Source organism: Rhodobacter sp. CZR27, assembly GCF_002407205.1.
Lineage (GTDB): Bacteria > Pseudomonadota > Alphaproteobacteria > Rhodobacterales > Rhodobacteraceae > Cereibacter_A.
The window spans coordinates 2,281,639-2,304,624 of record NZ_CP023548.1; the positions used below are offsets into that span (position 1 = coordinate 2,281,639).

A 22,986-nucleotide genomic window follows, 5' to 3' on the forward strand; every position below is an offset into this window, starting at 1 on the left:
GGCTCTCCGCCGATGTCCTGAAGGAGGTGCCGCCGCACCGGATCGCCCGGCTGCGCAGGCTCGGGGAGCGCTATTTCACCGACGATCTGCGCGATGTTTCGGGCGATCGGCGGCTGGCGATCCTGGCCACCTGCGCGGTGGAGTGGCAGGCCGGCCTTGCCGATGCGATCGTCGAGACGCACGACCGGATCGTCGGACGGACGTGGCGCGATGCGAAGGCGCGCTGCGATGTCCGCATCGCCGATGCCCAGGCGGCATTGCAGGAAACGCTGCGGTCCTTCTCGGATCTGGGGGCCGCCCTGCTGGAGGCGCACGGCGATGGCGCCCCGCTCGATGGGGCCGTCGCATCCTCCTGCGGCTGGCAGAAGCTGCAGGGTCTGGTCGCGGCCGCCAGCTCGCTCACCGACACGATGGCGGCGGACCCGTTGGCCCATGTCGTCCAGGGCTATCCGCGTTTCCGGCGCTACGCGCCGCGCATGATCCGCGCGCTCGACATCCGGGCGGCACAGGTGGCCGAGCCGCTGCTCGCGGCCGCGAAGATGATCGCCCAGGATGCTCCGGCAGGTCCCCGACCGACCACCTTCCTGCGCCGCTCGTCACGCTGGCACCGCCATCTCCAGCGGCAGGAGGCCGGCGATCGCCGAAGGCCTGAACCTCGGCCTGAGCAAGATGGCCGAGGCCACCGACAGCCACGACTACTTCCAGCTCTCGCGCCTGTCGCGCTGGCACGTCGAGAGCGCGGCGATGAACCGGGCGCTCGCCACGGTGATCGAGGCGCAGGCCGCGCTGCCGATGGCGCGGGTCTGGGGTGCCGGTCTCACCGCCTCCAGCGACGGCCAGTTCTTCCCGGCGGCCCGGCGGGGCGAGGCGATGAACCTCGTGAACGCGAAATACGGCAATGAACCGGGGGTGAAGGCCTACACCCATGTCTCGGACCAGTTCGGCCCCTTCGCCACCCAGACCATTCCGGCGACAGTGAACGAGGCGCCCTACATTCTGGACGGCCTGCTGATGAACGAGCAGGGCCGCCGGATCCGCGAAAGCTTCGCCGATACGGGCGGTTTTACGGATCATGTCTTTGCCATCACGGCGGCTTTGGGCTTCCGGTTCGTGCCGCGGATCCGCGACCTGCCGTCGAAGCGGCTTTACGTCTTCGACCCGGCGAGCGTCCCGAAGGAGCTGAGGGGCCTGATCGGCGGCAAGGTCCGCGAGGGCACCATCACCAGCAACTGGCACGACATCCTTCGTAGCGCGGCCACCATGGTGGCGGGCATCCTGCCGCCGAGCCAGCTCTTGCGGAAGTTTGCCGCCTATCCGCGCCAGCACGACCTTGCCGTGGCGCTGCGGGAAATCGGACGGGTCGAGCGGACGCTCTTCATCATCGACTGGCTGCTGGATGCCGACCTCCAGCGGCGCGCGCAGATCGGGCTCAACAAGGGCGAGGCACACCACGCCCTGAAGAGCGCCCTGCGCATCGGCCGCCAGGGCGAGATCCGCGATCGGACGCCGAAGGCCAGCACTACCGGATGGCCGGCCTCTACCTGCTCGCCGCGATCATCATCTACTGGAACACAGCGCACTTGGGCCGCGCCGTCGGCGAGCGCGAGACCGCCGGGCTGGTCTGCCCGCCCGAATTCCTGGCCCACACTTCGCCCCTTGGCTGGGCGCACATCCTGCTGACCGGCGAGTACAGGTGGACGAAACAGTAGCTCTCGCTCTTAACGTACTATTCTGCCCCCGCCGGCAGCAGACCCCCTCCTGACCCGTCAGACGGAAACCGCCTGACGCACTCGCTCGCGCCCGAGTTCCGCCTTGGTGCCCGCCACGTCCACCGCGCCGCGCTTCAGGACGTAGAAGCGGTCGGCAAGGCCATAGGCGAAGTCGAAATACTGCTCGACCAGGATGATCGCCATGTCGCCCTTCCCGCGCAGGTAGGAGATCACCCGCCCGATCTGCTGGATGATGTTGGGCTGGATGCCTTCGGTCGGCTCGTCCAGCAGCAGAAGCTTCGGCTTCATGATCATCGCCCGCGCGATGGCCAGCTGCTGCTGCTGCCCGCCCGAGAGGTCGCCCCCCCGCCTGTGCGCCATGTCCTTCAGCACCGGAAAGAGGTCGTAGATCTCGTCCGGGATGCGGTGTTCGGACTTCGGCAGGGTGGCGAAGCCGGTCTGCAGGTTCTCGGTCACCGTCAGCAGCGGAAAGATCATCCGCCCCTGCGGCACGAAGCCCAGACCACGCCGCGCCATGCCCTGCGGCGGAAGCTTCGGCAGATCCTCGCCGTCCAGCACGATGCGCCCGCCCGAACGCGGATGCGCCCCGGCGATCGCCTTCAGAAGCGAGGTCTTGCCCACGCCGTTGGTGCCCATGATGCAGGTCACCTCGCCCGCGCGGGCCTCCATGTCGATCCCGTAGAGGATCTGGCTGCCACCGTAATGCAGGGTCAGCCCTTCGGTCTTCAGCATCATCCGCGCCCCAGATAGACTTCGATCACGGCCGGGTTCTTCGTGACGTGGTCGAGGCTGCCCTCGGCCAGAACCGAGCCTTCGTGCAGCACCGTCACCTTGCAGTTCAGGCGGCGCACGAATTCCATGTCATGTTCGACCACCACCACCGCGCGGGTCTTCGCCATCTCGACCAGAAGCGCCGTGGTGTGCTCGCGCTCGGCCAGCGTCATTCCGGCCGCGGGCTCGTCCACCAGCAGCAGGCGCGGCTCCTGCGCCAGCAGCATGCCGATCTCCAGCCACTGCTTCTGCCCGTGGGAAAGTTCGCCCGACTTGCGGTCGAGCTGATCGCCCAGGCCGACCTCTTCGGCGAGTTCGCGCACCCGCTCGGCATCCGGCGCCGAGGGCCGGAACAGCAGCACCGCGACCGGCGAGCGCGGCTTCTTCAGCGCCATCATCAGGTTGTCGAACACCGACTGATCCTCGAACACCGTGGGGCGCTGGAACTTGCGGCCGATGCCCGCCTGCGCGATCTGCGCCTCGGACAGCGACAGAAGCGAGACCGAGCGTTCGCCGAAGGTCACCGCACCTTCGTCGGGCCGCGTCTTGCCAGTGACGATGTCCATGAAGGTGGTCTTGCCGGCGCCGTTCGGCCCGATGATGGCGCGCAACTCCTGCGCGCCGATGTTGAACGAGAGGTTGTTGATCGCCCGGAACCCGTCGAAGGTGACCGAGACGCCCTGCACTTCCAGAAGCGCACTCATTCCACAGCCTCCCTCTCCTGCAAGGCGCCGTCGTTCGGGCCGAGCGGCGCACCGCGCCGGTTCGGATGGCGCAGGCCCGCGGCCCAGTCGAACAGCCCGCCGATGCCCTGCGGCGCGAACAGCGTCACCATCACGAAGGCGAGGCCAAGAAGGATCTGCCACCAGTCCACCCACTGGATCGTGTAGAAGCCGAGGGAAACATCCGGCGCACGCCCCCCGGTGAACCAGGTCGAGAGCAGCGAGACGAAGGCGGCCCCGATCACCGCGCCGTAAAGCCGACCCCGGCCGCCGATCGCCACCCAGACCGCGAGGTAGATCGAGGCGATAGGCGCAAGCTCTGCCGGGTTGATGATCCCGGCCTGCGGGTAGTAGAGCGCGCCCGCGATGGCCGCAATCACGGCGGTCACGGTGAAGACGAACAGCTTGTAACCCTCGACCGAGTAGCCGAGGAAGCGCACCCGCTGCTCGTCGTCGCGGATCGCCCGCATGACCGATCCGAACTTGCCCGAGACGACCCAGGCTGCGAGCAGATAGCCAAGCGCCAGCGCCGCCGCCGAGGCCCACAGGAACCAGACCGACAGCGCATCCTGCGGCACGCCCCCCAGCCCGGGGATGTTCTGCAGGCCCGAAAGCCCGTTGTTGCCGCGGAGCCCCGAGTCGTTCTGGAAGAGGTAGAGCGCCAGCGCCAGCGTCATCGCCTGCGTCAGGATCGAGAGATAGACCCCCGTCACCCGGCTGCGGAAAGCAAGCCAGCCGAAGGCCAGCGCCAGCAGCCCCGGCACCAGCACGACCAGTGCGAGCTGCGCCGGCAGGCTGTGCGCGAAGGTCCAGACCGCGGGAAGCTCGGCCCCGCCGACCACGCCGAAGATCTGCGTGGCCACGCCGTCCGCGATCTCCTGCGGGGTAGCGGGCAGCGGTGCCTTGGCCAGCGCCTGCACCACGATCTCCTCGGTGCGGGCATACATCAGCCACATGCCGATCATGTAGCCCCCCAGCGCAAAGAAGGCCATGTGGCCGAGGCTGAGGATGCCTGCATAGCCCCAGACCAGATCCATCGCGATGGCGACGAGGCAGAGGCACAGCGTCTTGCCCAGCGTCTTGACGAAGGAGGTCGAGACGAAGCCGGTGCCATAGGCATGCGACAGAAGCGTGACGCCCAGCGTGAAGAGCGCGAGGACCAGCAGGAACACCAGCACCGAGGGGTTGCGGGAAAGGAAGCCCTGTCTCATGTCAGGCGGCCCCGGGATATGGTCGGGCGCATGTCAGTCTCCTGCGGCGCGGCCCTTGAGGGCGATGATCCCCCGCGGCCGGAACTGGATGAAGATGATGATGAAGAGGATCATGTAGGTCTGCGCCGCGAGGGTGTTCGAGGGGTTCAGCCACTCGATGCCCTTCTGCACGCCGCCGATCATCGCGGCGCCCGCGAGGGTGCCCCAGATGTTGCCGACGCCGCCCACGACGACCGTCATGAAGCTCTGCACGATGTAGTCCTGGCCAAGCTCGGACGTGACCTTGGCGAAGAGGCCGATGGCCACGCCCGCGATCCCCGCGATGCCCGAGCCGAGGCCGAAGGTCAGCATGTTGATCCGGTCGGGGTTGATCCCCATAGAGGCGGCCATCGAGGGGTTCTGCGTCACCGCCCGCACCTCCAGCCCCAGCCGGGTGCGGCGCATGATGAACAGGAACACCCCGAGGAAGATGAGCGCCAGCACGAAGATCGCGATCCGGATATAGCTGATCGACACCACGTCATTGACAGTCAGCGCCCCGTCGAGCCAGCCGGGGGCGGTCAGCGGCCGCGCCTGGGTGCCGAAGATGTTCTTGGCCAGCTGCTGCAGCGCGATCGAGATGCCGAAGGTGGCGAGGAGCGTCTCGAGCGGCCGCTTGTAGAGGTGGCGGATCACCAGCCGCTCCATCGCTACACCAGCGGCGAAGGTGACGGCGAAGGCCAGGGGCAGCGCCACGAGGATCGAGATCGTGTAGTCCGCGATCCAGAGTTGGGTGACGTAGCCAGTATAGGCGCCCATCATGATGAACTCGCCATGCGCCATGTTGATCACCCGCATGACGCCGAAGGTGATGGCGAGGCCGATGGCGGCGAGGAAATAGATCGAGGCGAGCGAGGCCGCATCCAGTGCGAGGTCCGCCGCCTGCATCAGGCCGACGGTGCGGCCGATCCGGGTCAGGGCTGCGGATGCGGCGGCGGCCACTTCGGGATCGGGCTCGGCATAGACCTCGACGAAGCGGTGCGCCTCGAGCGCCGCCGTCACCTCGTCCTCGGTCGCGGCGGGGGGCACGGCTCCCTGCGCCTCGAGCGCGGTATAGGCCTCGTCCCGCGCTGCCTGGCTGTTCAGCGCGGCGACCGGGATGCCGGCCACCTGGCCGTTCCTGATCTGCGCCACCAGCGTCTCGCGTTGCGCCTGACGCGTCAGGCGCGCGGGCGCCTCTCCCTGGGCTACGAGGAGGTCGTAGGCCTCTTCACGCGAGATATCACGACCGGGCGACAACTCATTGGCGATGTTCAGGTTATCGGGCTGTCCGGTCACCGCGACCCGCCGGGTGACCACCAGCGGGTTGAGCGCCGCGCGCAGGTCGAGGCCGAGGTCGGCGCCGAAGCTCTCGATGGCGGCCACGCGCTCGTCCGGGGTGGCGCCGAAGCGCAGTGTCAGCAGCCGCTCCAGCCGGGCCAGCGCCGGATCAGGCGACTGCGACAGTGCGGCGCGCAGCGGCTCCAGATGCTCGGGCGCGGGATCGCGCGCGATCGAGTTCAGCGCGGCCGAGCGGCGCGCCGGATCGGGGTCGGCCAGCTGGAACCGCACCAGCGCGGTGGCGATCAGCCCGCGGACGCCGCTGTTCGGGCGCAACTGGTCGATCTCGGCCTTGGCGGCGGTGCCGGCGGGGGCGCCGGACAGGTCGGTCAATGCCCAGCCGCTCTCGGCCGGCGCGATCAGGAAGAAGGTTCCATCCGCCTCGCGCAGGCCCAGCCCGCGGTTGGCCCAGGCCTCGAGGATGACGGCGGCAGCCGGGTCGCCGGAGGCGGCCAGCGACTCGATCACCGGCCCGATGGTCTGGCGCGAGGCCTTCTCGACCAGCGCCCGGTTCTCGGACAGGATCTGCGCGGCGGGTGTGCCCTGCGCAAGGACGGAGAGCGGGGCCAGCAGCACCGCCAGAAGAATCAGGACAAACCGCATTCAAACCTCGGTCTCACGGTCGGGGGCGACGGTGCGGCGCCCCCGCTGAAGGCATGGCAGCCGCGGAAGCAGGGCCTCCGCGGCAAGGGGGACGGCGCGGCGCCGCCCCCGGCCGGTCAGTAGTTCGACTTGATCTGGACGCAGTTCTTGGTCTCGGTGTTGTACATGCCGCAATCCAGCGTCTTCCAGTCCGACTCGAGCACGGCAGATTCCGGCAGGAAGTCGGTCCAGGCATCGCCCGGCACCGGCTCGGTCTGCGAGACGATGTCGAACTGGCCATCGTCCTTGATCTCGCCGATCAGCACGGGCTTGGTCAGGTGGTGGTTCGGCAGCATCTCGGCCTCCGTGCCGGTGAGGTTCGGGAACTTCTGCCCGATCATCGCATCGGCGACCTTGTCCACTTCCGTGGTGCCGGCCTCGGTGACCGCGTTCACCCACATGTTGAAGCCGATGTAGGTCGCTTCCATCGGGTCGTTCGTCACCCGCTTCTCGCCCATCCGGGCCTTCCACTCGGTGATGAACGCCTCGTTCGCCGGGCTTTCGGCGGACTGGAAGTAGTTCCAGGCGGCGAGATGGCCGACGAGGTTCGTGGTGTCGAGGCCGGAAAGCTCCTCCTCGCCGACCGAGAAGGCCACAACGGGGATGTCATCGGCCGAGATGCCCGCCGCGGCCAGTTCCTTGTAGAAGCCGATGTTGGCATCGCCGTTGATGGTCGAGATCACGCCGACCTTCTTGCCGTCGGCGCCCAGTGCCTTCACGTCGGCCACGATCTTCGACCAGTCGGAATGGCCGAAGGGCGTGTAGTTCACGAAGATGTCGCCCTTGGCGATGCCCTTCTGCTGCAGGTAGCTTTCGAGGATGTTGTTCGTGGTGCGCGGATAGACATAGTCAGTGCCGAGCAGCGCGAATTTCTCGACGCCGAGTTCCTCGAGGAAGTAGTCCACCGCCGGGATCGCCTGCTGGTTCGGCGCGGCGCCGGTGTAGAACACGTTCTTCGACGATTCCTCGCCCTCATACTGCACCGGATAGAACAGCAGGCCGTTCAGTTCCTCGATCACCGGCAGGACCGACTTGCGGCTGACGGAGGTCCAGCAGCCGAAGATCACGTCGACGTCGTTGACGGTCAGCAGTTCGCGCGCCTTTTCGGCAAACAGCGGCCAGTCCGAGGCCGGATCGACCACCACCGCTTCCAGCTTCTTGCCCAGCACGCCGCCCTTGGCGTTCTGCTGGTCAACGAGCATCAGCACGGTGTCCTTCAGCGTCGTCTCGGAAATCGCCATCGTGCCGGACAGCGAATGCAGGACGCCGATCTTGATCGTGTCCTCCTGCGCCCATCCGGCACCGGCGAGCGACAAACCCAGCGCCGTGCCGATCAGTAGTCCCCTGAAGCCGTTCATGTTCTCGTCCTTTTCTGGCCAAGCTCCGCCGGGCCGGTCCCGATGGGCCGGTTCACAGACTGTCAAGCGTGGCATTCCCCTGTTGAATCGCCGCAGTCCGGGACCGCGGGCGCCGGATCGGACTGGCTCGATCCTCGCGACGCCTAGATGACGGCGGGGCTGAGGGTGCGGCAATACTACGGGAAAACCGCCAGCCGCCCCCGCCGGCGTTCGCCCGAAATTTGTGCGGAACCCGCGGCCGCAGCCGCGAAACGGGCAGATGTCGGGCCGGAGGGATGCAGAACGGGCAGCCTGCTCATTCGGCGGGCAAGAGTTGCAGCCCGCCTTCGCGTTCGAGGAAGGAGACGATCTCGGCCACGCCCTCGCCCGCGCGCACCCTGGCCATGACGTAGGGACGGCGGCCACGGGCGCGGCGGGTGTCCTCTTCCAGCAGTGCAAGGTCGACGCCCACATGCGGCGCGAGGTCGGTCTTGTTGACCACCAGCAGGTCCGACCGCGCCACGCCGGGCCCGCGCTTCCTCGGGATGTCCTGCCCCGCGGCCGTGTCGATGACATAGATCGTGAGGTCGGCCAGTTCCGGCGAGAAGGTCGCGGCAAGATTGTCCCCGCCCGACTCGATCAGGATCAGGTCGAGGTCGGGGAAGGCCCGGCGCAGATCGGCGACCGCGGCCAGGTTGATCGAGGCATCCTCGCGGATCGCGGTATGCGGGCAGCCACCGGTCTCGACCCCGCGGATCCGTTCCGCGGGCAGGACCTGCGCCCGCATCAGCGCCTCGGCATCCTCGCGCGTGTAGATGTCGTTGGTGATGACGGCCATCGAGCAGCGCCGTGCGAGGGCGGCGCAGAGTTTCTCGGTCAGCGTCGTCTTGCCGGCGCCCACCGGGCCGCCGATCCCCACCCGGAGCGGCCCGTGGGCCCTTTGGTCGGTCATGTCCTGAAGATCCTCACGTCCATCGTCTCGTGCCGCATCGCCGCCAGATCGGCGCGGAAGGCGGCGCTGCCGATCGCCTCCAGCGGCGCCTCGGCGGCCGTGGCGGCCAAGTCCTCGATCAGCGGATGAAGTGCAGCAAGGATCGCCTGCCCCTCGGTCTGGCCGAGCGGCACGAAGCGCACAGCGACCGAAACGAGATTCGCGGCGAAGGCATGCAGGGCGAGCGCCACCACCTGCGCGACAGGCAGGCCGAGCGACGCCGCGGCCTGCCCCACCGCCACCGGCAGCGGCCGCGCGGGCAGCGGCTGCCCGGTCAGCGCCGCGGTCGCGGCGGCGAAGGCCGCGCCCTGATCCTCGGTCTCGCGCAGGCGTTCGGCGGAAGGCGCGAGGGCGCGGGCCAGATCCGTCAGCGCGTCAAGGTCGTGGCCCTTCAGGGCATGCGCCAGCAGGATGGCATCCGTCCGCCCCGCCCCGAAGCGCAGCACATCGGCGATCCAGCCGCGCGCAGTGTCCGCATTCCGCACCTCGCCCTCCGAGATCGCCCATTCCAGCCCGTGGGAATAGGCGAAGGCCCCGGTCGGAAAGGCCGGGGACAGCCATTGCACGAGGCTGAGGAGTGCCTGGCTCATGCCGGGTCGGCGTCGGGCGCGTCATCCTCATCCGGCGGGCGCGAGACATGCAGGTGGACATGCGGATGGGCATGGCCATGCTCGTGCCCCGCCTCTTCGGGTCCGTGATCGTGCCCCAGCGTGCGGCCGTGGCCGTAGGCGCCGCGCTCCGGCCGGAAGGGCTGGACCGCCTCGGCCACCGACGCCCCGAGCCCGCGCAGCATCTGCTCGAGCACGTGGTCGCGGCGGATCACCAGCCGGTCGGCCTCGATCTGGCAGGGCGTGTGGCGGTTGCCGATGTGCCAGGCAGCGCGGACCAGCGGGCCGGTCACCACAAGCACCTCCTCCTCGGCTGCGCGCACCTCGATCAGGCGGCCGTCGGGGAGTTCGAAGGCGGACCCCTCCTCCAGATCCGCCGTCTCGGCCAGATCGACAAGGAAGCTCTCGCCCGCCTCGGTCTCCAGCCGCTTGCGGCGCAGGAAGCGTTCATCATAGCCGAGCCGCACGAGACCCGCGGCCGCACCCGTCCATTCGCCCGGTCGAAGCAGGCGGCGGGCATGGGGAAGCTCGGTCATGGGGAAGTCCTTTCTGTGTCCGGCATCAGCGATTCGTTAACGGAGCGGCGGCTATGTGTCGAGAACAGATTGGCAACGGGGGCAGGAATGCACAAGGCGAACCCGGCGGACGAACTGGCCGAGGTGCGGGCGGCCATCACGCGACTGCGGCTGAGGGAGGCGCGGCTCTGCGCGACCATCCTTGCCGCGCCCGAGGAAACCGTGGAAGGACGCCACTTCCGCGCGGAGATCGCCGAGCGCCGGTTCCGGCTGTTCGATGCGGCCCGGTTGCCGGAAACGGTGCTGGCCGATCCGCGCTACTGGTCGGAAAGCGTGACGCAGGAGGTGCGCTGCCTTCCGACTGCCGATCCGACCCTGCCGGCCTTCCTGCGCCCGCTGCACTAGGCGTCCGGCCCCGATCCTTCCGAACCTCTCACGCTCCTGACCAAGGCCCCGGCCCACTGCACCGCCCGCACTAGTAGAGGAAATACCGCTGCGCCAGCGGCAGTTCGGCCAGCGGCTGGCAGGTCAGAAGCTCTCCATCCGCGCGGACCTCGTAGGTTTCGGGGTTCACCTCGATCTGCGGGCGGTGGGCGTTCAGCTTCATGTCGGCCTTGCCGATGCCGCGTGTGCCCTCGACCGCGAGCGTCCCCTTCTGCAGCCGCAGCCGCTCCGCCACGCCATCGGCCTGCGCGGCCTGCGAAACGAAGGTGACGGCGCTGGCATGAAGCGCGCCACCGAAGGCGCCGAACATCGGCCGGGTGTAGAACGGCTGCGCCGGGATCGAGCCGTTCGGATCACCCATCTGCGCGCAGACGATCATGCCGCCCAGCAGAACCATGTCGGGCTTCGCGCCGAAGAAGGCCGGGCTCCACAGCACGAGATCGGCGCGCTTGCCCTCTTCCACGCTGCCGATGTGTCGCGAGACACCGTGCGTGATCGCCGGGTTGATGGTGTATTTCGCGATATAGCGCCGGACGCGGAGGTTGTCGTTCGCTCCCGTCTCCTCGGCCAGCCGTCCGCGCTGCACCTTCATCTTGTGCGCGGTCTGCCACGTCCGGGTGATGACCTCGCCCACCCGCCCCATCGCCTGACTGTCCGACGAGATCACCGAGAAGGCGCCCATGTCGTGCAGGATGTCCTCCGCGGCGATGGTCTCCTTGCGGATGCGGCTTTCGGCGAAGGCCACGTCCTCGGGGATCGAGCGGTCGAGGTGGTGGCAGACCATCAGCATGTCGAGATGCTCCTCCACCGTGTTGGCGGTGTAGGGCATCGTTGGGTTGGTGGACGAGGGAATCACGTTCGCCGAGCCCACGACCTTGATGATGTCGGGCGCATGGCCGCCGCCCGCGCCCTCGGTATGGAAGGCGTGGATGGTGCGCCCGCCGATGGCCGCGAGCGTGTTCTCGACGAATCCGCTCTCGTTCAGCGTGTCGGTGTGGATCATCACCTGCACGTCCATCCGGTCGGCGACGGTCAGGCAGCAATCGATGGCGGCGGGGGTGGTGCCCCAGTCCTCGTGCAGCTTGAGGCAGGAGGCGCCGGCGCGGACCTGCTCCTCGAGCCCCCCCGGCAACGAGGCATTGCCCTTGCCCGCGAAGGCGAGGTTGATCGGGAAGGCGTCGGCCGCCTGCAGCATCCGCCCGATGTGCCACGGCCCCGGTGTGCAGGTGGTGGCGAGCGTGCCATGCGCGGGTCCGGTCCCGCCGCCCAGCATGCAGGTGATGCCGGAATGCAGCGAATCCTCGATCTGCTGCGGGCAGATGAAGTGGATGTGGGCGTCCATGCCCCCCGCGGTCAGGATCCGCCCCTCGGCCGCGATCACCTCGGTGCCGGGGCCGATCACGATGTCCACCCCAGGCTGGGTGTCAGGGTTGCCCGCCTTGCCGATCTTCGCGATCAGCCCGTCGCGGAGGCCCACGTCGGCCTTGTAGATCCCGGTCCAGTCCACGATCAGCGCGTTGGTGATCACCGTATCGAAGGCGCCTTCCGCCCGCGTGCGCTGGCTTTGCCCCATGCCGTCGCGGATCACCTTGCCGCCGCCGAACTTCACCTCCTCGCCATAGGTGGTCAGGTCACGCTCGACCTCGATGATCAGGTCGGTGTCGCCCAGACGCAGCCTGTCGCCGGTGGTGGGGCCGAACATGGCGGCATATGTCGAGCGGGGGATGGAAACAGGCATGAACCCTCCTTAGCGGTAGCGCGGCCGGGCGAGACCCACCCGATGCGACAAATTGACACGGGAGCGGTCGCGGCGCGATACAGCCGCGTCCCGGATGCGCGGCGGAGCATTTTCCCGTCCACGCCCGTCCCGGACGGATTTTGAGCAAGGAATAGTCAGATGAGACTGCACGCCATGGTGCGCGGGCTTGTCCCCGTCGTTATTTGTCTTGCCGGTGCGGCAACCGCGGGCCCCTCGGTGGAACGGGGCGAATACCTGGTCCGAGGACCTGCCGGCTGCGGCAACTGCCACACGCCGAAGGGGCCGGAGGGCGCGTTGCCGGACAGGGAGCTCGCCGGCAGCGTGGTGCTCGACATCCCCGAGTTCACGGCAATCGCTGCCAACCTCACCCCGGCCGGGCGCATCGCGCAGTGGAGCGATGCCGAAGTTGCCCGCGCGATCCGCGAGGGCCGGCGCCCCGACGGGACGCTGATCGGCCCGCCGATGCCCATCGAGATGTATCGCGGCCTCTCGGACGAGGACGTGGCCTCGATCGTGATGTTCCTGCGCACCCTCGCGCCGGTGGAGAGCGACCTGCCCGCCTCGACCTACCGGATCCCGCTGCCAGCTGCCTATGGGCCGCCCGTCGAGACGGTCACCGCGCCCGAGCGGGCCGTGACGGTGGACTACGGCGCCTACCTTGCGGGCCCCGTGGCCCACTGCATCGAGTGCCACACGCCCATGGGTCCACAGGGCTCCATGCTCGAGACCGACCTCGGTCGCGGCGGCTTCGAGTTCCACGGGCCATGGGGCGTCTCGGTTTCGGCCAACCTGACCAGCCACCCCGACGGGCTGGCCAGCTATTCCGACGAGCAGGTCGCCCGGATGATCACGCAGGGCGTGCACGCCGACGGCAAGCCGATGCTGCCGCCGATGCCCTACGGCCATTTCGCGCGCTTCACCGAGGACGACCTGAAGGCGGTGATCCTCTATCTGCGGAGCCTGCCGCCGCTGCCTGACGCCCCCTAGGGGCCGATCGCAGACAGAAGGCAGGCCCGTCACGTCACACCCTGGGCGTCTTCGCCGCGCGGGTCAGCCGCGCGGCATTGGCGCGGGTGCGGCGGCGGATCGGCTTCAGGGCCGCGGCGGCAACCTCATCCGGCCGCTTGCCCTGCATCGCGGCGGCGGTGGCGGCCTGCGCGGCCTGGGCGAAGGCGCGGCCCTTCTCGGCCACCATGCGCTGGTTCTCCATCGGGTGCGGCGTGAGCACCCCCATCATGCCGAGCGTCCGCAGCGTCATCACTGTCTGCGCTTCGGCCACCATCAGCCCCATCTGCCAGGAGAGCTTCATCATTTCGGCGATCGGCAAGGCAAGGGTCATCCGGTTCTCCTAAGGTTCGAGGCCGCTACACCTTGCCCATGATATGCCCGTTGAAGCCATAGACTTCACGGCTGCCGGCATACGACACAAGTCGCACTTCGCGAGTCTGGCCCGGCTCGAATCGCACGGCCGTCCCGGCCGGGATGTCGAGCCGCATACCCCGCGCGGCATCACGATCAAAGGTCAACGCGGGATTCGTTTCCGCGAAGTGGTAGTGCGATCCAACCTGCACCGGCCTGTCGCCGGCATTGGAGACAATGAGCGTGATCTGCGCGCGTTCCGCGTTCAGCACGATTTCCCCATCTGCGGGAAAGATCTCTCCGGGAATCATCGCGGCACCTCAGGCGAAGGCCAGCGCGAGGCCGGCGAGGGCCGCGCCCGCGCCCAGCGATCGGGCGGCACCCGCCCCGGCCAGCCGTGCAAGGCCGCGCCCGGCAAGCAGGCCCGTCAGGTGCAGCGCGGCGGTCGCGACGATGAAGCCGGCGGCATAGGGGGCAAAGCCCGCCTGCGGCCCCTCGGTCCCGTGCGCCAGACCATGCGCGGCGCCGAAGACCGCGACGGCGGCCAGCGCGAGCGGCAGCGCCGGGCGCAGCGCAAGCGCCGCGGCAGCCCCGAACAGGATCGTGGAGGCGAGGATCATCGGCTCGACCGCCGCGACTGCGAGGCCCGCCGCCCCGGCAAGCCCGCCGCCCAGCATCGCGACAAGGAAGGCCAGAGGCATCGCCCAGACTGCACGCCCACCGGTGACCGCCGCCCAGAGACCGACCGCCACCATGGCGAGCAGGTGGTCCGTGCCGCCCAGCGGATGGGAAAGGCCCGCGACCAGCGCCGCCCCCTCGGCATGACCCGGATGGGCCGAGGCGACCGCCGGCAGCAGCGCGAACCCCACGGCAAGGCCGGCGGCTGGGCGGCAGATCGGGGCAGAGATTCGGAAGCGCATGGAAACCTCTCAGCGGATCGGATGATGGACGGTGACGAGCTTGGTGCCGTCGGGGAAGGTCGCCTCGACCTGAACGGAATGCAGCATCTCGGGCACGCCCTCCATGCATTGCTCGGCGGTCACCACATGGGCGCCGGCCTGCATCAGGTCGGCCACGGTGCGTCCCTCGCGCGCGCCCTCGACCACGAAGTCCGAGATCAGCGCCACCGCCTCCGGGTGGTTCAGCTTCACTCCGCGCTGCAACCGCCCGCGCGCCACCATGGCCGCCAGACTGATGAGGAGCTTTTCCTTCTCCCGTGGTGTCAGGTTCATTCGTCCCCCTCAAACCTGCCAGACGCGCGGCAAATCGCGGCCGCGCAATGCCGCCAGAACCCGCGCGACCTGCCGGCGCAGCGGCCAGCCGTCGGGTGCGAGCATCCGCAGCACGAGTTTCCCGTCGAAGGCCGAGGCCGCGGCCTCCACCCCCGGCTCATCCAACACCGCGCGTGCGGCGCCAAGCGCATCCTCGGCACCCTGCCCGACCAGCGCCAGCGTGGCGAAGGCCCGAGCGCCGCCCAGCACCGCCGGCCCCCGACCCGCCGCAAGCGCCGCATCGTCGAAGCACAGCGGATCGACCAGCACCGGCCGCCCGGCGCGCCGGATGCTGCGCCGGTCGCGGAAGGCAAGCCGCCGCACGGTCTCGCCCATCGCGGCGCGGCCCAGCACGACCGATTCGACAATCAGGCAGCCCGCTTCCGGGGCAAGGTCGACCTCCGTCCGCCGATCGAGCGCGGCCCCCTCGTAAAGGATCGTCTCCTGCGGCAGCCAGTCGAGCCAGCCGCCGCGTCCGACCTCATGGACAACGCCCACGCGCGCCGCGCCTTCGCCCGCCGCATAGGCACGCTCGGCCGTCTGGGTCGTGGCGACCGCGCGGCACCCCTCGCCCAGCGTCAGGCGGTAGTCGAGCCGGTCGCCGCCGGTCAGCCCGCCCGAGGTATTGAGGAAGACCACCTCGGGCACCGGCCCGGCGATGCGCGGCAGGAAGGCCTTGGCCGAGCCGCGCTGCGCCAGATCCGCCAGCCTGACCGCCCCGCGGGCGAGGGCAAGCGCGACATGCGCATCGCCTTGGCTGCGTTCCAGCCGCACGGGAGGGGGGGCACAGGCGTTCATCTTGCCTGTATCCGACCACTCCCCCGCCGGCGCCGCAATCTCGCCCCTCCTCCGCCCCGGCCGCCACGTCCGGTCCGCAAGCGCCGGTGCCGCCGGATTGGGCGCCTTGCCTACGCCTTGAGCGGAATGCGAATGCGGGCTTTCGCTTTCCTTCCTTTGCACGATCCCCGATGATCCTTCGCATTCGCGCGCCCGAGGAAGCCGCCTTGCCCCAACCCGTCCCGCCGATCGGAGATCTTCTGAGCGCACCGCCGCCCGCGTTCACCGCGGCCGAGGCGGAAGCCCTGGCAGGTGTCCATTACGGTCTCGACGGCCGGGCTTCGGCCCTGACGTCGGAGCGTGACCAGAACTTCCGTCTCTGCACCGGACAGGGCGACTTCGTCCTGAAGATCGCCAATGCCGCCGAACCGCGCGGCGTGACCGAGTTCCAGACCCTCGCGCTCCTGCACCTCGAGGCGAAGGCGCCCGGCCTGCCGGTGCCGCGGGTGAGGCGGACGCGGGACGGCGCACCCTGGGTCGCCCTGCCCGGCGGCAACCTCCTGCGGGTGCTGAGCTGGCTGGAGGGCGAGCCGCTCTGGCGCAGGCGCGAGGGTGCGGCCCAGCGGCGGGCCGTAGGCATGTGCCTTGGCGGGATCGCCCGGGCGATTGCGGATTTCGGGCATCCCGCCGCCGACTACGACCTGCTCTGGGACATCCGCCACGCGCCGCGGCTGCGCCCGCTGCTACCCGCCATTCCCGATGCGCGAACGGCAGCGCTTGCGGCGCGGGTTCTCGACCGGTTCGAGGCCGAGGTGGCGCCGCGGCTGGCAGCACTTCCCTGGCAGGTGGTGCACAACGACCTGAACCCGCACAACGTCATGGTGGACCCGCAGACACCCGCGCGAGTGAGCGGCATCATCGACTTCGGCGACATGCTGCGGACGGCGCGAGTCTGCGACCTTGGCGTAGCGGGGTCCTATCAGGTCGATCCCGGCGATCCGGCGGGCTCGCTGTCCGAATTCGTGGCGGGCTACCACGCCGCGAACGCGATCCTGCCCGAGGAGCTGTCGGTGCTTCCCGACCTCGTGGCGGCGCGGATGGTGACCACCATCACCATCGCCTCGTCGCGCGCTGCGACTCACCCGGAGAACGCGGCCTACATCCTGCGCAACCTGCCGGCCTCGGCCGCGGGCCTCGCGGCGCTGACGGCACATCGACCGGATGACCTCGCCGCAGCGCTTGCGCGCGCGTGCGGGCAAGGGGAGCAGGCCCGATGACGACCGAGGCCATGCCCAATGCCTACCGCCCCGGCGCCACCGACCTGCCCGCGCGGGAGCTTGCGATGATCGAGCGGCGGCAGGCGCTGCTGGGCCCCGCCTACCGGCTGTTCTACGACCGCCCGCTGCACCTCGTGCGTGGCGAGGGCGTATGGCTCTACGACGCCGAGGGCCGCGCCTATCTGGATGCCTACAACAACGTGGCCTCGGTCGGGCATTGCCACCCCCGGGTGGTCGAGGCGGTGGCGCGGCAGGCGGCGACGCTGGCCACGCATACCCGATACCTGCACGACGGAGTGCTGGACCTGGCCGAGCGGCTGCTGGCGACGCTGCCGGCGCCGATCGGGCATGTGATGTTCACCTGCACGGGGTCGGAGGCGAACGATCTGGCGCTGCGGCTCGCCTTTGCCGCGACGGGAGGGACCGGGCTGATCGTGACCGCGAACGCCTATCATGGCGTGACGCAGGCGGTGGCGCAGATCTCGCCCTCGCTGGGTCCCGGCGTGCCGCTTGGCGCGCATGTGCGAACCGTGCCGCCTCCGGATCCCGCGACCGGGGACGACGGGGGATTCGGTCCGGCCGTCGCCGCGGCCTGTGCGGATCTCCTTCGCCACGGCATCCGCCCGGCGGCGCTGATCCTCGACACGGTATTCTCCAGCGATGGCGTGTTCACCGAACCCGTCGGAACCCTCGCGCCCGCGGCGGAGGCAATCCGCGCCGCGGGCGGGCTCTTCATCGCCGACGAGGTTCAGCCCGGATTCGGCCGCACCGGCGAGGCCATGTGGGGATTTGCCCGGCACGGCGTGGTGCCGGACATGGTTTCGATGGGCAAGCCGATGGGGAACGGCTATCCGGTCGCCGCACTGGCGCTGCGCCCCGAGCTTGTGGCCGGGTTCGGCGCGCAGGCGCGCTATTTCAACACGTTCGGCGGCAATGCCGTCGCCGCCGCCGCCGCGCTTGCCGTGCTGGAGGTGATCGCGACCGAGGACCTGCAGCGCAACGCGCTGACGGTCGGCGGCCGATTCCGGCAAGGGCTTTCGGCACTGGCCACCCGGTTTCCCTGCCTTGGCGCGGTGCGCGGGGCCGGATTCTTCATCGGCGTGGAGGTGATCCGGCCCGACTCGGGCCTGGCCGATGGCGCGATGGCCGCCAGGATCGTGAACCGGCTGCGCGAGGCGCAGGTGCTGATCAGTGCCACCGGTCCGCAGGGGCATGTGCTGAAGATCCGCCCGCCCCTGGTGTTTTCCGACGAGAACGCGGCCTTCTTCCTTGACCGGCTGGAATCGGTGCTGGCAACGGCGGAGTGAGTCCCGCCGCCCGGCGCCCGGCCGGTCAGGGCCAACCTTCGGGTTTCATCGGAAAAATCCTGCGAGATAGGGGTCCGAGGCGGGCATGTAAAGGCCCGCGAGACGCCCGTTTCTGCCCGCGCCGCGGCCTTGGCGAAGGCCGCCGCATAGCGGCAATTTTCCACGTCCCTGCGGCAAAATTGTCCCTTTTCAAGCCCTTACCGGACGACTGCCGCTGATTTGGCGGCCAATAAGTCGCACCCAAAACGGCCTTGTCAGCCTACGTTGACATTGAATCTGTCAGCCAGATGTGACACCCATAATGTGAGCCGGGGCGGATCCAAGATCACCGACAAGGTGGACAAGGAACCTCCGGTCTCGTCGAAGCCAGCGTGCAGGCCCTACACGCAAAACGTCGATTACCAGTTGGGAGACGACACAGTGACTGACGATCTGAACAAAGTCTGGCCGAGCGGCCTGACCGTTGCCGAAGCCGAAGAAGTTCAAAAGCAACTCATCCTCGGCACCCGCGTCTTCGGTGGCATGGCGCTCATCGCGCACTTCCTGGCCGCCGCTGCGACCCCGTGGCTCGGCTAATAGGAGAATAGAACAATGACCAACGGCAAAATCTGGCTCGTGGTGAAACCGACGACTGGCATCCCGCTGTTCCTCAGCGCCGTCGCGATCTCGTCGTTCCTCGTGCACCTCGCCATCGTGACCAACACGACCTGGCTGCCCGACTACTACGCGGGCTCGGCGAAAGCCGAGTAATGCTGCCAAGGGCGGGGGCCCTTCAGGGGCCCGCGCCATGCAGTAGCTAATCTCCGAGCAGGCCGGGATCGAAGGGTTCCGGCCTGCTCGTCGCACAAGCGACGTGTGCCGTCGCCGTTCCTGTTCGGGCAGCGTGCCTGAAGCCCGATACGTTTCCTCAGTGCGCGCTTGCGCCTTCCCCGGGATTTCTCACGCATGAGCCGCTTTGCCGAACACCTCGTCCGGATCGGACCCCGTTTCCTGCCCTTCGCCGATGCCGCCTCGGACCAGTTGCCGCTGAAGAAGCTGCTCCGTCTGTCGCTGTTCCAGGTCGCGGTGGGCATGGCGATCGTGCTGCTGGTCGGCACGCTGAACCGGGTGATGATCGTCGAGCTGGAGGTGCCCGCCTCGGTCGTGGGCATCATGATCTCGCTGCCGCTGCTGTTCGCGCCGTTCCGCGCGCTGATCGGATTCAAGTCCGACACCCATATCTCGGCGCTCGGCTGGCGGCGGGTGCCCTGGATCTACAAGGGGACGCTGGCGCTCTGGGGCGGCTTTGCCATCATGCCCTTCGCCCTCATCGTCCTGGGCGGCAAGGGCTATGCCGAGGGTCAGCCGTTCTGGCTGGGCGTCTCCTCGGCCGGGCTTGCCTTCCTGATGGTCGGCGCCGGCGTCCACATCATCCAGACGGTGGGCCTCGCACTCGCCACCGACCTCGCCCCGCGCGAGGATCAGCCGAAGGTGGTGGGGCTGATGTATGTCGTGCTGCTGGTCAGCATGATCTTCTCGTCGATCGGCTTCGGCTGGCTGCTCGATCCCTATTATGACGCGCAGCTGATCAAGGTGATCTCGGGCGTGGCGGTGGCGGTCTTCGTGCTGAACATGGTCGCGCTCTGGAAGATGGAGCCGCGCAACCGCGCCTATACCGTGAAGCCCGAGAAGGACCCCGAGTTCTCCGAGCACTGGCGCGAGTTCATCAATCGCAAGAACGCGCTGCACGGCCTGATCGTCATCGGCCTCGGCACGCTCGGCTTCGGGATGGCGGACGTGATCCTCGAACCCTATGGCGGTCAGGTGCTGGCACTGACGGTGTCGGAGACCACCCGGCTGACGGCGACCTTCGCCGGCGGCGGCCTTGCCGGCTTCTGGCTGGCGTCCTGGGTGCTGGGCCGCGGCTTCGACCCGTTGCGCATGGCCTTCCTTGGCGCGGCGGCGGGGATCCCGGGCTTCTTCGCCATCATGGCCGCGACCTCGGCCACGAACCCGTGGATCTTCGTGCTCGGCACGCTGGTCGTGGGCTTCGGCGGCGGCCTGTTCAGCCATGGTACGCTGACCGCCACCATGCGCCTTGCCCCCCGCGAGCAGGTGGGGCTGGCGCTCGGCGCCTGGGGTGCGGTGCAGGCCACTTGCGCCGGGGTCGCGGTGGCCGGCGCAGGCGTGCTGCGCGACGTGCTGAAGGCGATGCCCGACCTGCAAGCCCAGGGTCCTGCCACGCCCTACCTCGCGGTCTTCGCGGTCGAGACCGCGTTCCTCGCGATCACCCTCGTGGTGATCCTTCCCCTGCTGCGCGCGGCCCTCGCGGCGCAGCGGGTCTGACCGAATCACCTTCGAACGACCGCCCCCCACGCCGGTTCCGGACATGCGTCCGGGCCGGCGTTCCTCATCCCGTTGCCGCATCCTGAGGTAAGGCAACCGGTAGCCCCTTACACCGCATGGTTGCACCACCACAACTCTCAAGGCGAGATTTCGCCGAAGGACGGATAAGAGGGCTTGCGGCATTAAAGATGGTTAACACAGCGGAAACAATGTCTTCCGGGCACCCAGTTATCCCCAACCTGTCCTTTTCGGCATGCCCCGACGACTGAACGACGTTTTCCGTGCGAGAACAGCACTTTGCGCTCTCTCCCATGCATGCTAAAGTATAGAAATGGGCAAAACTTTGTGAGGTCGAATTAACCGGGGGGACAAGTCCCATCAGACAGAGTGGACAGATTATGATGAATCATTCGCCAGACTCTTTTTCCAGAACCTTGAATACCATCGGCGGCGATCTGCCCGCTGCGACCAGTTCACAGCTGGTTGACCGCCGTTCTCTTGTAATGATCGACCCCCGGACGCTGGAGCGCGAGTGTCTGGTTCGATGCGTGGCCCTTGCCCATCCCGACATCGAGATTTCCGGTTTCGGCTCGATCGAGGAATGGCGGGCCAGACGGGATCGCAATGACCAGAAGGTCATCCTCTACAGCACCGGCAACCGCCCGGTGGTCGAGGTATCGCACGAGATCGCTGCGGTGGTGGCCGATGCCGGGGCGTCCCCGGTGGTGGTCATAGGCGCCGCGAACGACCTTCGCGAGATGATCACCGCCTTCGACTGCGGGGCGCGCAGCTACCTGCCCTCTTCGGTCGGGATCGACGACATCGTCGAGGCCAGCCGTCTTGCGTCCTTCGACGGGATCTTCCTGGCCCGGGCCAGCCTCGCCGCGCTGCGGGGGGCCATTCCCGAGCGGGAGGAGCCGCGCATCGCGGTCGACGAGCATCTGACCGAGCGTCAGCGCGCGGTTTGCGACGCCCTCCGGCGTGGCAAGTCGAACAAGATCATCGCGGGAGAGCTCAAGCTTTGCGAGAGCACCGTGAAGGTCCACATCCGCAACATCATGAAGAAGCTGGGCGCGAAGAACCGCACCGAGGCTGCCTTCAAGCTGAATTCCAGCATGTTCGCGGGAGAAGGCCGCCTCTCCTGACGCAGGAGAGGCCGTCGCCCCGGCCGTCGTCGCGGCCGGGGCGCAAATCTCAGGAAGCCTGCGAGTAGCGCGCTTCCGGCGTCTCATAGGCATCGAACACCCGCGCGATCATCCGCGCCAGCGCCCGGCCCTCGGGTGCGATGGTGAACGACCCCGTGGCATCCGTCTTCACGAAGGGCGCGAACTTCGCCTCCGCCTCGGCCACCCGCCCGGCCAGCTCGTCGGCGGCGTCGCCGAAGGCGGCCTTCAGTGCCGGCATGTCGAAGTGGAAGTCGCACATGATCATCTCGATTGCGCGCGCGTGGAGATAGTCGTCCTCGGTCATGCGGTGGCCGCGATAGCCGGGAAGCTCGCCGTCCTCGACCTTCTTGATGTAGGCGGCCGTGGCTGCGGTGTTCTGCAGGTAGCCTTCGCTGAACTTCGAGATCGACGAGGCGCCGATGCCAAGCAGCGTCGGGCAGGTGTCGTCGGTATAGCCCTGGAAGTTGCGGCGCAGCTTGCCGGTGCGGGCGGCGACTGCCATGCTGTCCTCGGGGCGGGCGAAGTGGTCGATGCCGATGCGCTCGAACCCGCCTTCCGTGAACAGCTTCGCGGCGAGGTTCGCCAGTTCGTGCCGCTCGATGTCGGGGGGCAGCACGGTCTCGTCGATCAGCTTCTGGCGCTTGGCCATCCACGGCACGTGGGCATAGCCGAAGATCGCCACCCGGTCGGGCCGCAGCTGCAGCACCTTGTCGATCGTCGCGGCCAGGCTGTCGCGGTTCTGGTGCGGCAGGCCGTAGACGAGGTCGGTGTTCAGCGAGTTCACCCCGTAGCGGCGCAGCGTCTCGACGCAGGCCAGGGTGTTCTCGAACGGCTGCTCGCGGCCGATGGCATTCTGGACGATGTCGGTGAAGTCCTGGATGCCGATCGAGGCGCGGTTCATGCCCTCCTCGCTCAGCGCGCGGATCTTCGGCTCGTCCACCATCATCGGGTCGATCTCGACCGAGAACTCGTAGTCGTCCGCGAAGGGGATCACCGCCTTGATCGCTTGGGCAAGCTTGTGGATCAGCTCGGGCGACAGGATCGTGGGCGTGCCACCGCCCCAGTGCAGCCGTCCCGCCTTCACGCCGGCGGGCAGGTGCTTCTTCACCAGCTCCAGCTCCTGCAGGAGCGTTCCGACATAGGCCTCGACCGGCGCCAGCGTCTGGGTGCCCTGGGTCCGGCAGGCGCAGAACCAGCAGAGCCGCTCGCAGAACGGGATGTGGACATAGACCGAGATCGGCACGGCCGGATCGAGCGCCTCGATGGCCGCGGCCTGGAATTCGGATCCCACGGCGCCCGAGAAGACGGGCGCCGCCGGGTAACTCGTGTAGCGCGGCACGCGCGCATCGAAGAGTCCGAGACTCTGGAGGAGGGCGATGTTTGTCATGGGGAACCTCTTAACGGTTCCGGTCGCA

The 22,986-nt window shown here is 68.5% G+C and carries 23 protein-coding genes and 1 pseudogene; 9 read left to right on the forward strand and 15 right to left on the reverse strand.

The window, feature by feature from the left end; all coding sequences use genetic code 11:
* Positions 1 to 155: 155 nt before the first annotated feature.
* A pseudogene (locus CK951_RS22100) lies at positions 156 to 1,709 on the forward strand (Tn3 family transposase); the annotation flags it as partial.
* A gap of 57 nt (positions 1,710 to 1,766) precedes the next feature.
* Here the strand turns inward: CK951_RS22100 and urtE are convergent.
* The 8 genes from urtE to ureE all read right to left on the reverse strand — a co-directional run bounded on the left by urtE (position 1,767) and on the right by ureE (position 9,907).
* Complete coding sequence (gene urtE, locus CK951_RS11120; RefSeq protein ID WP_096786211.1) at positions 1,767 to 2,465, reverse strand: urea ABC transporter ATP-binding subunit UrtE; 699 nt, start codon at positions 2,463 to 2,465, stop codon at positions 1,767 to 1,769.
* Positions 2,462 to 3,205: an urea ABC transporter ATP-binding protein UrtD gene (gene urtD, locus CK951_RS11125; protein ID WP_096786212.1), complete on the reverse strand. Its 744-nt coding sequence runs from the start codon at positions 3,203 to 3,205 to the stop codon at positions 2,462 to 2,464. The genes urtE and urtD overlap by 4 nt, the downstream gene beginning before the upstream one ends.
* Positions 3,202 to 4,434: an urea ABC transporter permease subunit UrtC gene (gene urtC, locus CK951_RS11130; protein WP_096786213.1), complete on the reverse strand. Its 1,233-nt coding sequence runs from the start codon at positions 4,432 to 4,434 to the stop codon at positions 3,202 to 3,204. The genes urtD and urtC overlap by 4 nt, the downstream gene beginning before the upstream one ends.
* 33 nt (positions 4,435 to 4,467) lie before the next feature.
* Positions 4,468 to 6,396 carry an urea ABC transporter permease subunit UrtB gene (urtB, locus tag CK951_RS11135; protein WP_096786214.1) on the reverse strand — a complete coding sequence of 643 codons (1,929 nt, stop codon included), beginning with the start codon at positions 6,394 to 6,396 and terminating at the stop codon, positions 4,468 to 4,470.
* A gap of 116 nt (positions 6,397 to 6,512) precedes the next feature.
* On the reverse strand, positions 6,513 to 7,793 hold the full coding sequence (gene urtA / locus CK951_RS11140) for an urea ABC transporter substrate-binding protein (protein ID WP_096786215.1): 1,281 nt from the start codon (positions 7,791 to 7,793) through the stop codon (positions 6,513 to 6,515).
* A 295-nt stretch (positions 7,794 to 8,088) separates the two neighbouring features.
* The gene (ureG, locus tag CK951_RS11145; RefSeq protein ID WP_096786216.1) at positions 8,089 to 8,724 is read right to left on the reverse strand and encodes an urease accessory protein UreG; all 636 of its coding nucleotides are present in this window, start codon (positions 8,722 to 8,724) and stop codon (positions 8,089 to 8,091) included.
* The gene (locus tag CK951_RS11150) at positions 8,721 to 9,353 is read right to left on the reverse strand and encodes an urease accessory protein UreF (protein WP_096786217.1); all 633 of its coding nucleotides are present in this window, start codon (positions 9,351 to 9,353) and stop codon (positions 8,721 to 8,723) included. Before CK951_RS11150 ends, ureG begins: the two co-directional genes overlap by 4 nt.
* Positions 9,350 to 9,907: an urease accessory protein UreE gene (gene ureE / locus CK951_RS11155; RefSeq protein ID WP_096786218.1), complete on the reverse strand. Its 558-nt coding sequence runs from the start codon at positions 9,905 to 9,907 to the stop codon at positions 9,350 to 9,352. Before ureE ends, CK951_RS11150 begins: the two co-directional genes overlap by 4 nt.
* Before the next feature lie 87 nt (positions 9,908 to 9,994).
* Between ureE and CK951_RS11160 the strand changes: the two genes are divergently transcribed.
* Entirely contained in the window at positions 9,995 to 10,291 is a 297-nt protein-coding gene (locus CK951_RS11160; RefSeq protein ID WP_096786219.1) for a hypothetical protein, read from the forward strand.
* 70 nt (positions 10,292 to 10,361) lie between these two features.
* Here the strand turns inward: CK951_RS11160 and ureC are convergent, their stop codons facing one another.
* Positions 10,362 to 12,068, reverse strand: a complete 1,707-nt coding sequence (gene ureC, locus CK951_RS11165; RefSeq protein ID WP_096786220.1) for an urease subunit alpha — start codon at positions 12,066 to 12,068, stop codon at positions 10,362 to 10,364.
* Positions 12,069 to 12,227: 159 nt separating this feature from the next.
* Here ureC and CK951_RS11170 point away from each other — a divergent pair, with 159 nt between their 5' ends.
* Positions 12,228 to 13,076, forward strand: a complete 849-nt coding sequence (locus tag CK951_RS11170) for a c-type cytochrome (RefSeq protein ID WP_096786221.1) — start codon at positions 12,228 to 12,230, stop codon at positions 13,074 to 13,076.
* Between the two features lie 34 nt (positions 13,077 to 13,110).
* On the opposite strand, the gene CK951_RS11175 is transcribed toward CK951_RS11170, so the two are convergent.
* Genes CK951_RS11175 through CK951_RS11195 form a run of 5 tightly spaced genes read right to left on the reverse strand, consistent with a single transcriptional unit; the run spans position 13,111 to position 15,517 of the window.
* Positions 13,111 to 13,428, reverse strand: a complete 318-nt coding sequence (locus tag CK951_RS11175; RefSeq protein ID WP_096786222.1) for an antifreeze protein — start codon at positions 13,426 to 13,428, stop codon at positions 13,111 to 13,113.
* A gap of 25 nt (positions 13,429 to 13,453) precedes the next feature.
* The gene (locus CK951_RS11180) at positions 13,454 to 13,759 is read right to left on the reverse strand and encodes an urease subunit beta (protein ID WP_096786223.1); all 306 of its coding nucleotides are present in this window, start codon (positions 13,757 to 13,759) and stop codon (positions 13,454 to 13,456) included.
* A 9-nt stretch (positions 13,760 to 13,768) separates the two neighbouring features.
* The gene (locus CK951_RS11185) at positions 13,769 to 14,368 is read right to left on the reverse strand and encodes a HupE/UreJ family protein (protein ID WP_096786224.1); all 600 of its coding nucleotides are present in this window, start codon (positions 14,366 to 14,368) and stop codon (positions 13,769 to 13,771) included.
* Positions 14,369 to 14,377: 9 nt separating this feature from the next.
* A complete protein-coding gene (locus CK951_RS11190) occupies positions 14,378 to 14,680 on the reverse strand; it encodes an urease subunit gamma (RefSeq protein WP_096786225.1) in 303 nt (100 codons plus the stop codon).
* Positions 14,681 to 14,689: 9 nt separating this feature from the next.
* Positions 14,690 to 15,517: an urease accessory protein UreD gene (locus tag CK951_RS11195; RefSeq protein WP_096786226.1), complete on the reverse strand. Its 828-nt coding sequence runs from the start codon at positions 15,515 to 15,517 to the stop codon at positions 14,690 to 14,692.
* Positions 15,518 to 15,723: 206 nt separating this feature from the next.
* Between CK951_RS11195 and CK951_RS11200 the strand changes: the two genes are divergently transcribed.
* The 6 genes from CK951_RS11200 to CK951_RS11230 all read left to right on the forward strand — a co-directional run bounded on the left by CK951_RS11200 (position 15,724) and on the right by CK951_RS11230 (position 21,550).
* Positions 15,724 to 16,773: a phosphotransferase gene (locus tag CK951_RS11200; protein WP_096787237.1), complete on the forward strand. Its 1,050-nt coding sequence runs from the start codon at positions 15,724 to 15,726 to the stop codon at positions 16,771 to 16,773.
* Positions 16,770 to 18,080: an aspartate aminotransferase family protein gene (locus CK951_RS11205; protein ID WP_096786227.1), complete on the forward strand. Its 1,311-nt coding sequence runs from the start codon at positions 16,770 to 16,772 to the stop codon at positions 18,078 to 18,080. The genes CK951_RS11200 and CK951_RS11205 overlap by 4 nt, the downstream gene beginning before the upstream one ends.
* 420 nt (positions 18,081 to 18,500) lie before the next feature.
* Complete coding sequence (locus CK951_RS11215; protein WP_096786228.1) at positions 18,501 to 18,656, forward strand: light-harvesting protein; 156 nt, start codon at positions 18,501 to 18,503, stop codon at positions 18,654 to 18,656.
* 15 nt (positions 18,657 to 18,671) lie between these two features.
* Entirely contained in the window at positions 18,672 to 18,830 is a 159-nt protein-coding gene (locus tag CK951_RS11220; protein WP_096786229.1) for a light-harvesting protein, read from the forward strand.
* Positions 18,831 to 19,025: 195 nt separating this feature from the next.
* Positions 19,026 to 20,405, forward strand: a complete 1,380-nt coding sequence (locus tag CK951_RS11225) for a PucC family protein (RefSeq protein ID WP_096786230.1) — start codon at positions 19,026 to 19,028, stop codon at positions 20,403 to 20,405.
* 401 nt (positions 20,406 to 20,806) lie between these two features.
* A complete protein-coding gene (locus CK951_RS11230; protein ID WP_096787238.1) occupies positions 20,807 to 21,550 on the forward strand; it encodes a LuxR C-terminal-related transcriptional regulator in 744 nt (247 codons plus the stop codon).
* A gap of 49 nt (positions 21,551 to 21,599) precedes the next feature.
* On the opposite strand, the gene hemN is transcribed toward CK951_RS11230, so the two are convergent.
* A complete protein-coding gene (hemN, locus tag CK951_RS11235; protein ID WP_096786231.1) occupies positions 21,600 to 22,958 on the reverse strand; it encodes an oxygen-independent coproporphyrinogen III oxidase in 1,359 nt (452 codons plus the stop codon).
* Positions 22,959 to 22,986 lie beyond the last annotated feature (28 nt).

Bases quoted from the DNA above. Each gene is read 5' to 3' on its own strand.
- urtE (WP_096786211.1), bottom strand. From the start codon at position 2,465: ATGATGCTGAAGACCGAAGGGCTGACCCTGCATTACGGTGGCAGCCAG.
- ureE (WP_096786218.1), bottom strand. From the start codon at position 9,907: ATGACCGAGCTTCCCCATGCCCGCCGCCTGCTTCGACCGGGCGAATGG.
- CK951_RS11175 (WP_096786222.1), bottom strand. From the start codon at position 13,428: ATGACCCTTGCCTTGCCGATCGCCGAAATGATGAAGCTCTCCTGGCAG.
- CK951_RS11195 (WP_096786226.1), bottom strand. From the start codon at position 15,517: ATGAACGCCTGTGCCCCCCCTCCCGTGCGGCTGGAACGCAGCCAAGGC.
- urtD (WP_096786212.1), bottom strand. From the start codon at position 3,205: ATGAGTGCGCTTCTGGAAGTGCAGGGCGTCTCGGTCACCTTCGACGGG.
- urtC (WP_096786213.1), bottom strand. From the start codon at position 4,434: ATGAGACAGGGCTTCCTTTCCCGCAACCCCTCGGTGCTGGTGTTCCTG.
- CK951_RS11150 (WP_096786217.1), bottom strand. From the start codon at position 9,353: ATGAGCCAGGCACTCCTCAGCCTCGTGCAATGGCTGTCCCCGGCCTTT.
- CK951_RS11225 (WP_096786230.1), top strand. From the start codon at position 19,026: ATGAGCCGCTTTGCCGAACACCTCGTCCGGATCGGACCCCGTTTCCTG.
- hemN (WP_096786231.1), bottom strand. From the start codon at position 22,958: ATGACAAACATCGCCCTCCTCCAGAGTCTCGGACTCTTCGATGCGCGC.
- ureG (WP_096786216.1), bottom strand. From the start codon at position 8,724: ATGACCGACCAAAGGGCCCACGGGCCGCTCCGGGTGGGGATCGGCGGC.
- CK951_RS11185 (WP_096786224.1), bottom strand. From the start codon at position 14,368: ATGCGCTTCCGAATCTCTGCCCCGATCTGCCGCCCAGCCGCCGGCCTT.
- CK951_RS11230 (WP_096787238.1), top strand. From the start codon at position 20,807: ATGAATCATTCGCCAGACTCTTTTTCCAGAACCTTGAATACCATCGGC.
- CK951_RS11220 (WP_096786229.1), top strand. From the start codon at position 18,672: ATGACCAACGGCAAAATCTGGCTCGTGGTGAAACCGACGACTGGCATC.
- CK951_RS11160 (WP_096786219.1), top strand. From the start codon at position 9,995: ATGCACAAGGCGAACCCGGCGGACGAACTGGCCGAGGTGCGGGCGGCC.
- urtA (WP_096786215.1), bottom strand. From the start codon at position 7,793: ATGAACGGCTTCAGGGGACTACTGATCGGCACGGCGCTGGGTTTGTCG.
- CK951_RS11180 (WP_096786223.1), bottom strand. From the start codon at position 13,759: ATGATTCCCGGAGAGATCTTTCCCGCAGATGGGGAAATCGTGCTGAAC.
- ureC (WP_096786220.1), bottom strand. From the start codon at position 12,068: ATGCCTGTTTCCATCCCCCGCTCGACATATGCCGCCATGTTCGGCCCC.
- CK951_RS11170 (WP_096786221.1), top strand. From the start codon at position 12,228: ATGAGACTGCACGCCATGGTGCGCGGGCTTGTCCCCGTCGTTATTTGT.
- CK951_RS11205 (WP_096786227.1), top strand. From the start codon at position 16,770: ATGACGACCGAGGCCATGCCCAATGCCTACCGCCCCGGCGCCACCGAC.
- CK951_RS11190 (WP_096786225.1), bottom strand. From the start codon at position 14,680: ATGAACCTGACACCACGGGAGAAGGAAAAGCTCCTCATCAGTCTGGCG.
- urtB (WP_096786214.1), bottom strand. From the start codon at position 6,396: ATGCGGTTTGTCCTGATTCTTCTGGCGGTGCTGCTGGCCCCGCTCTCC.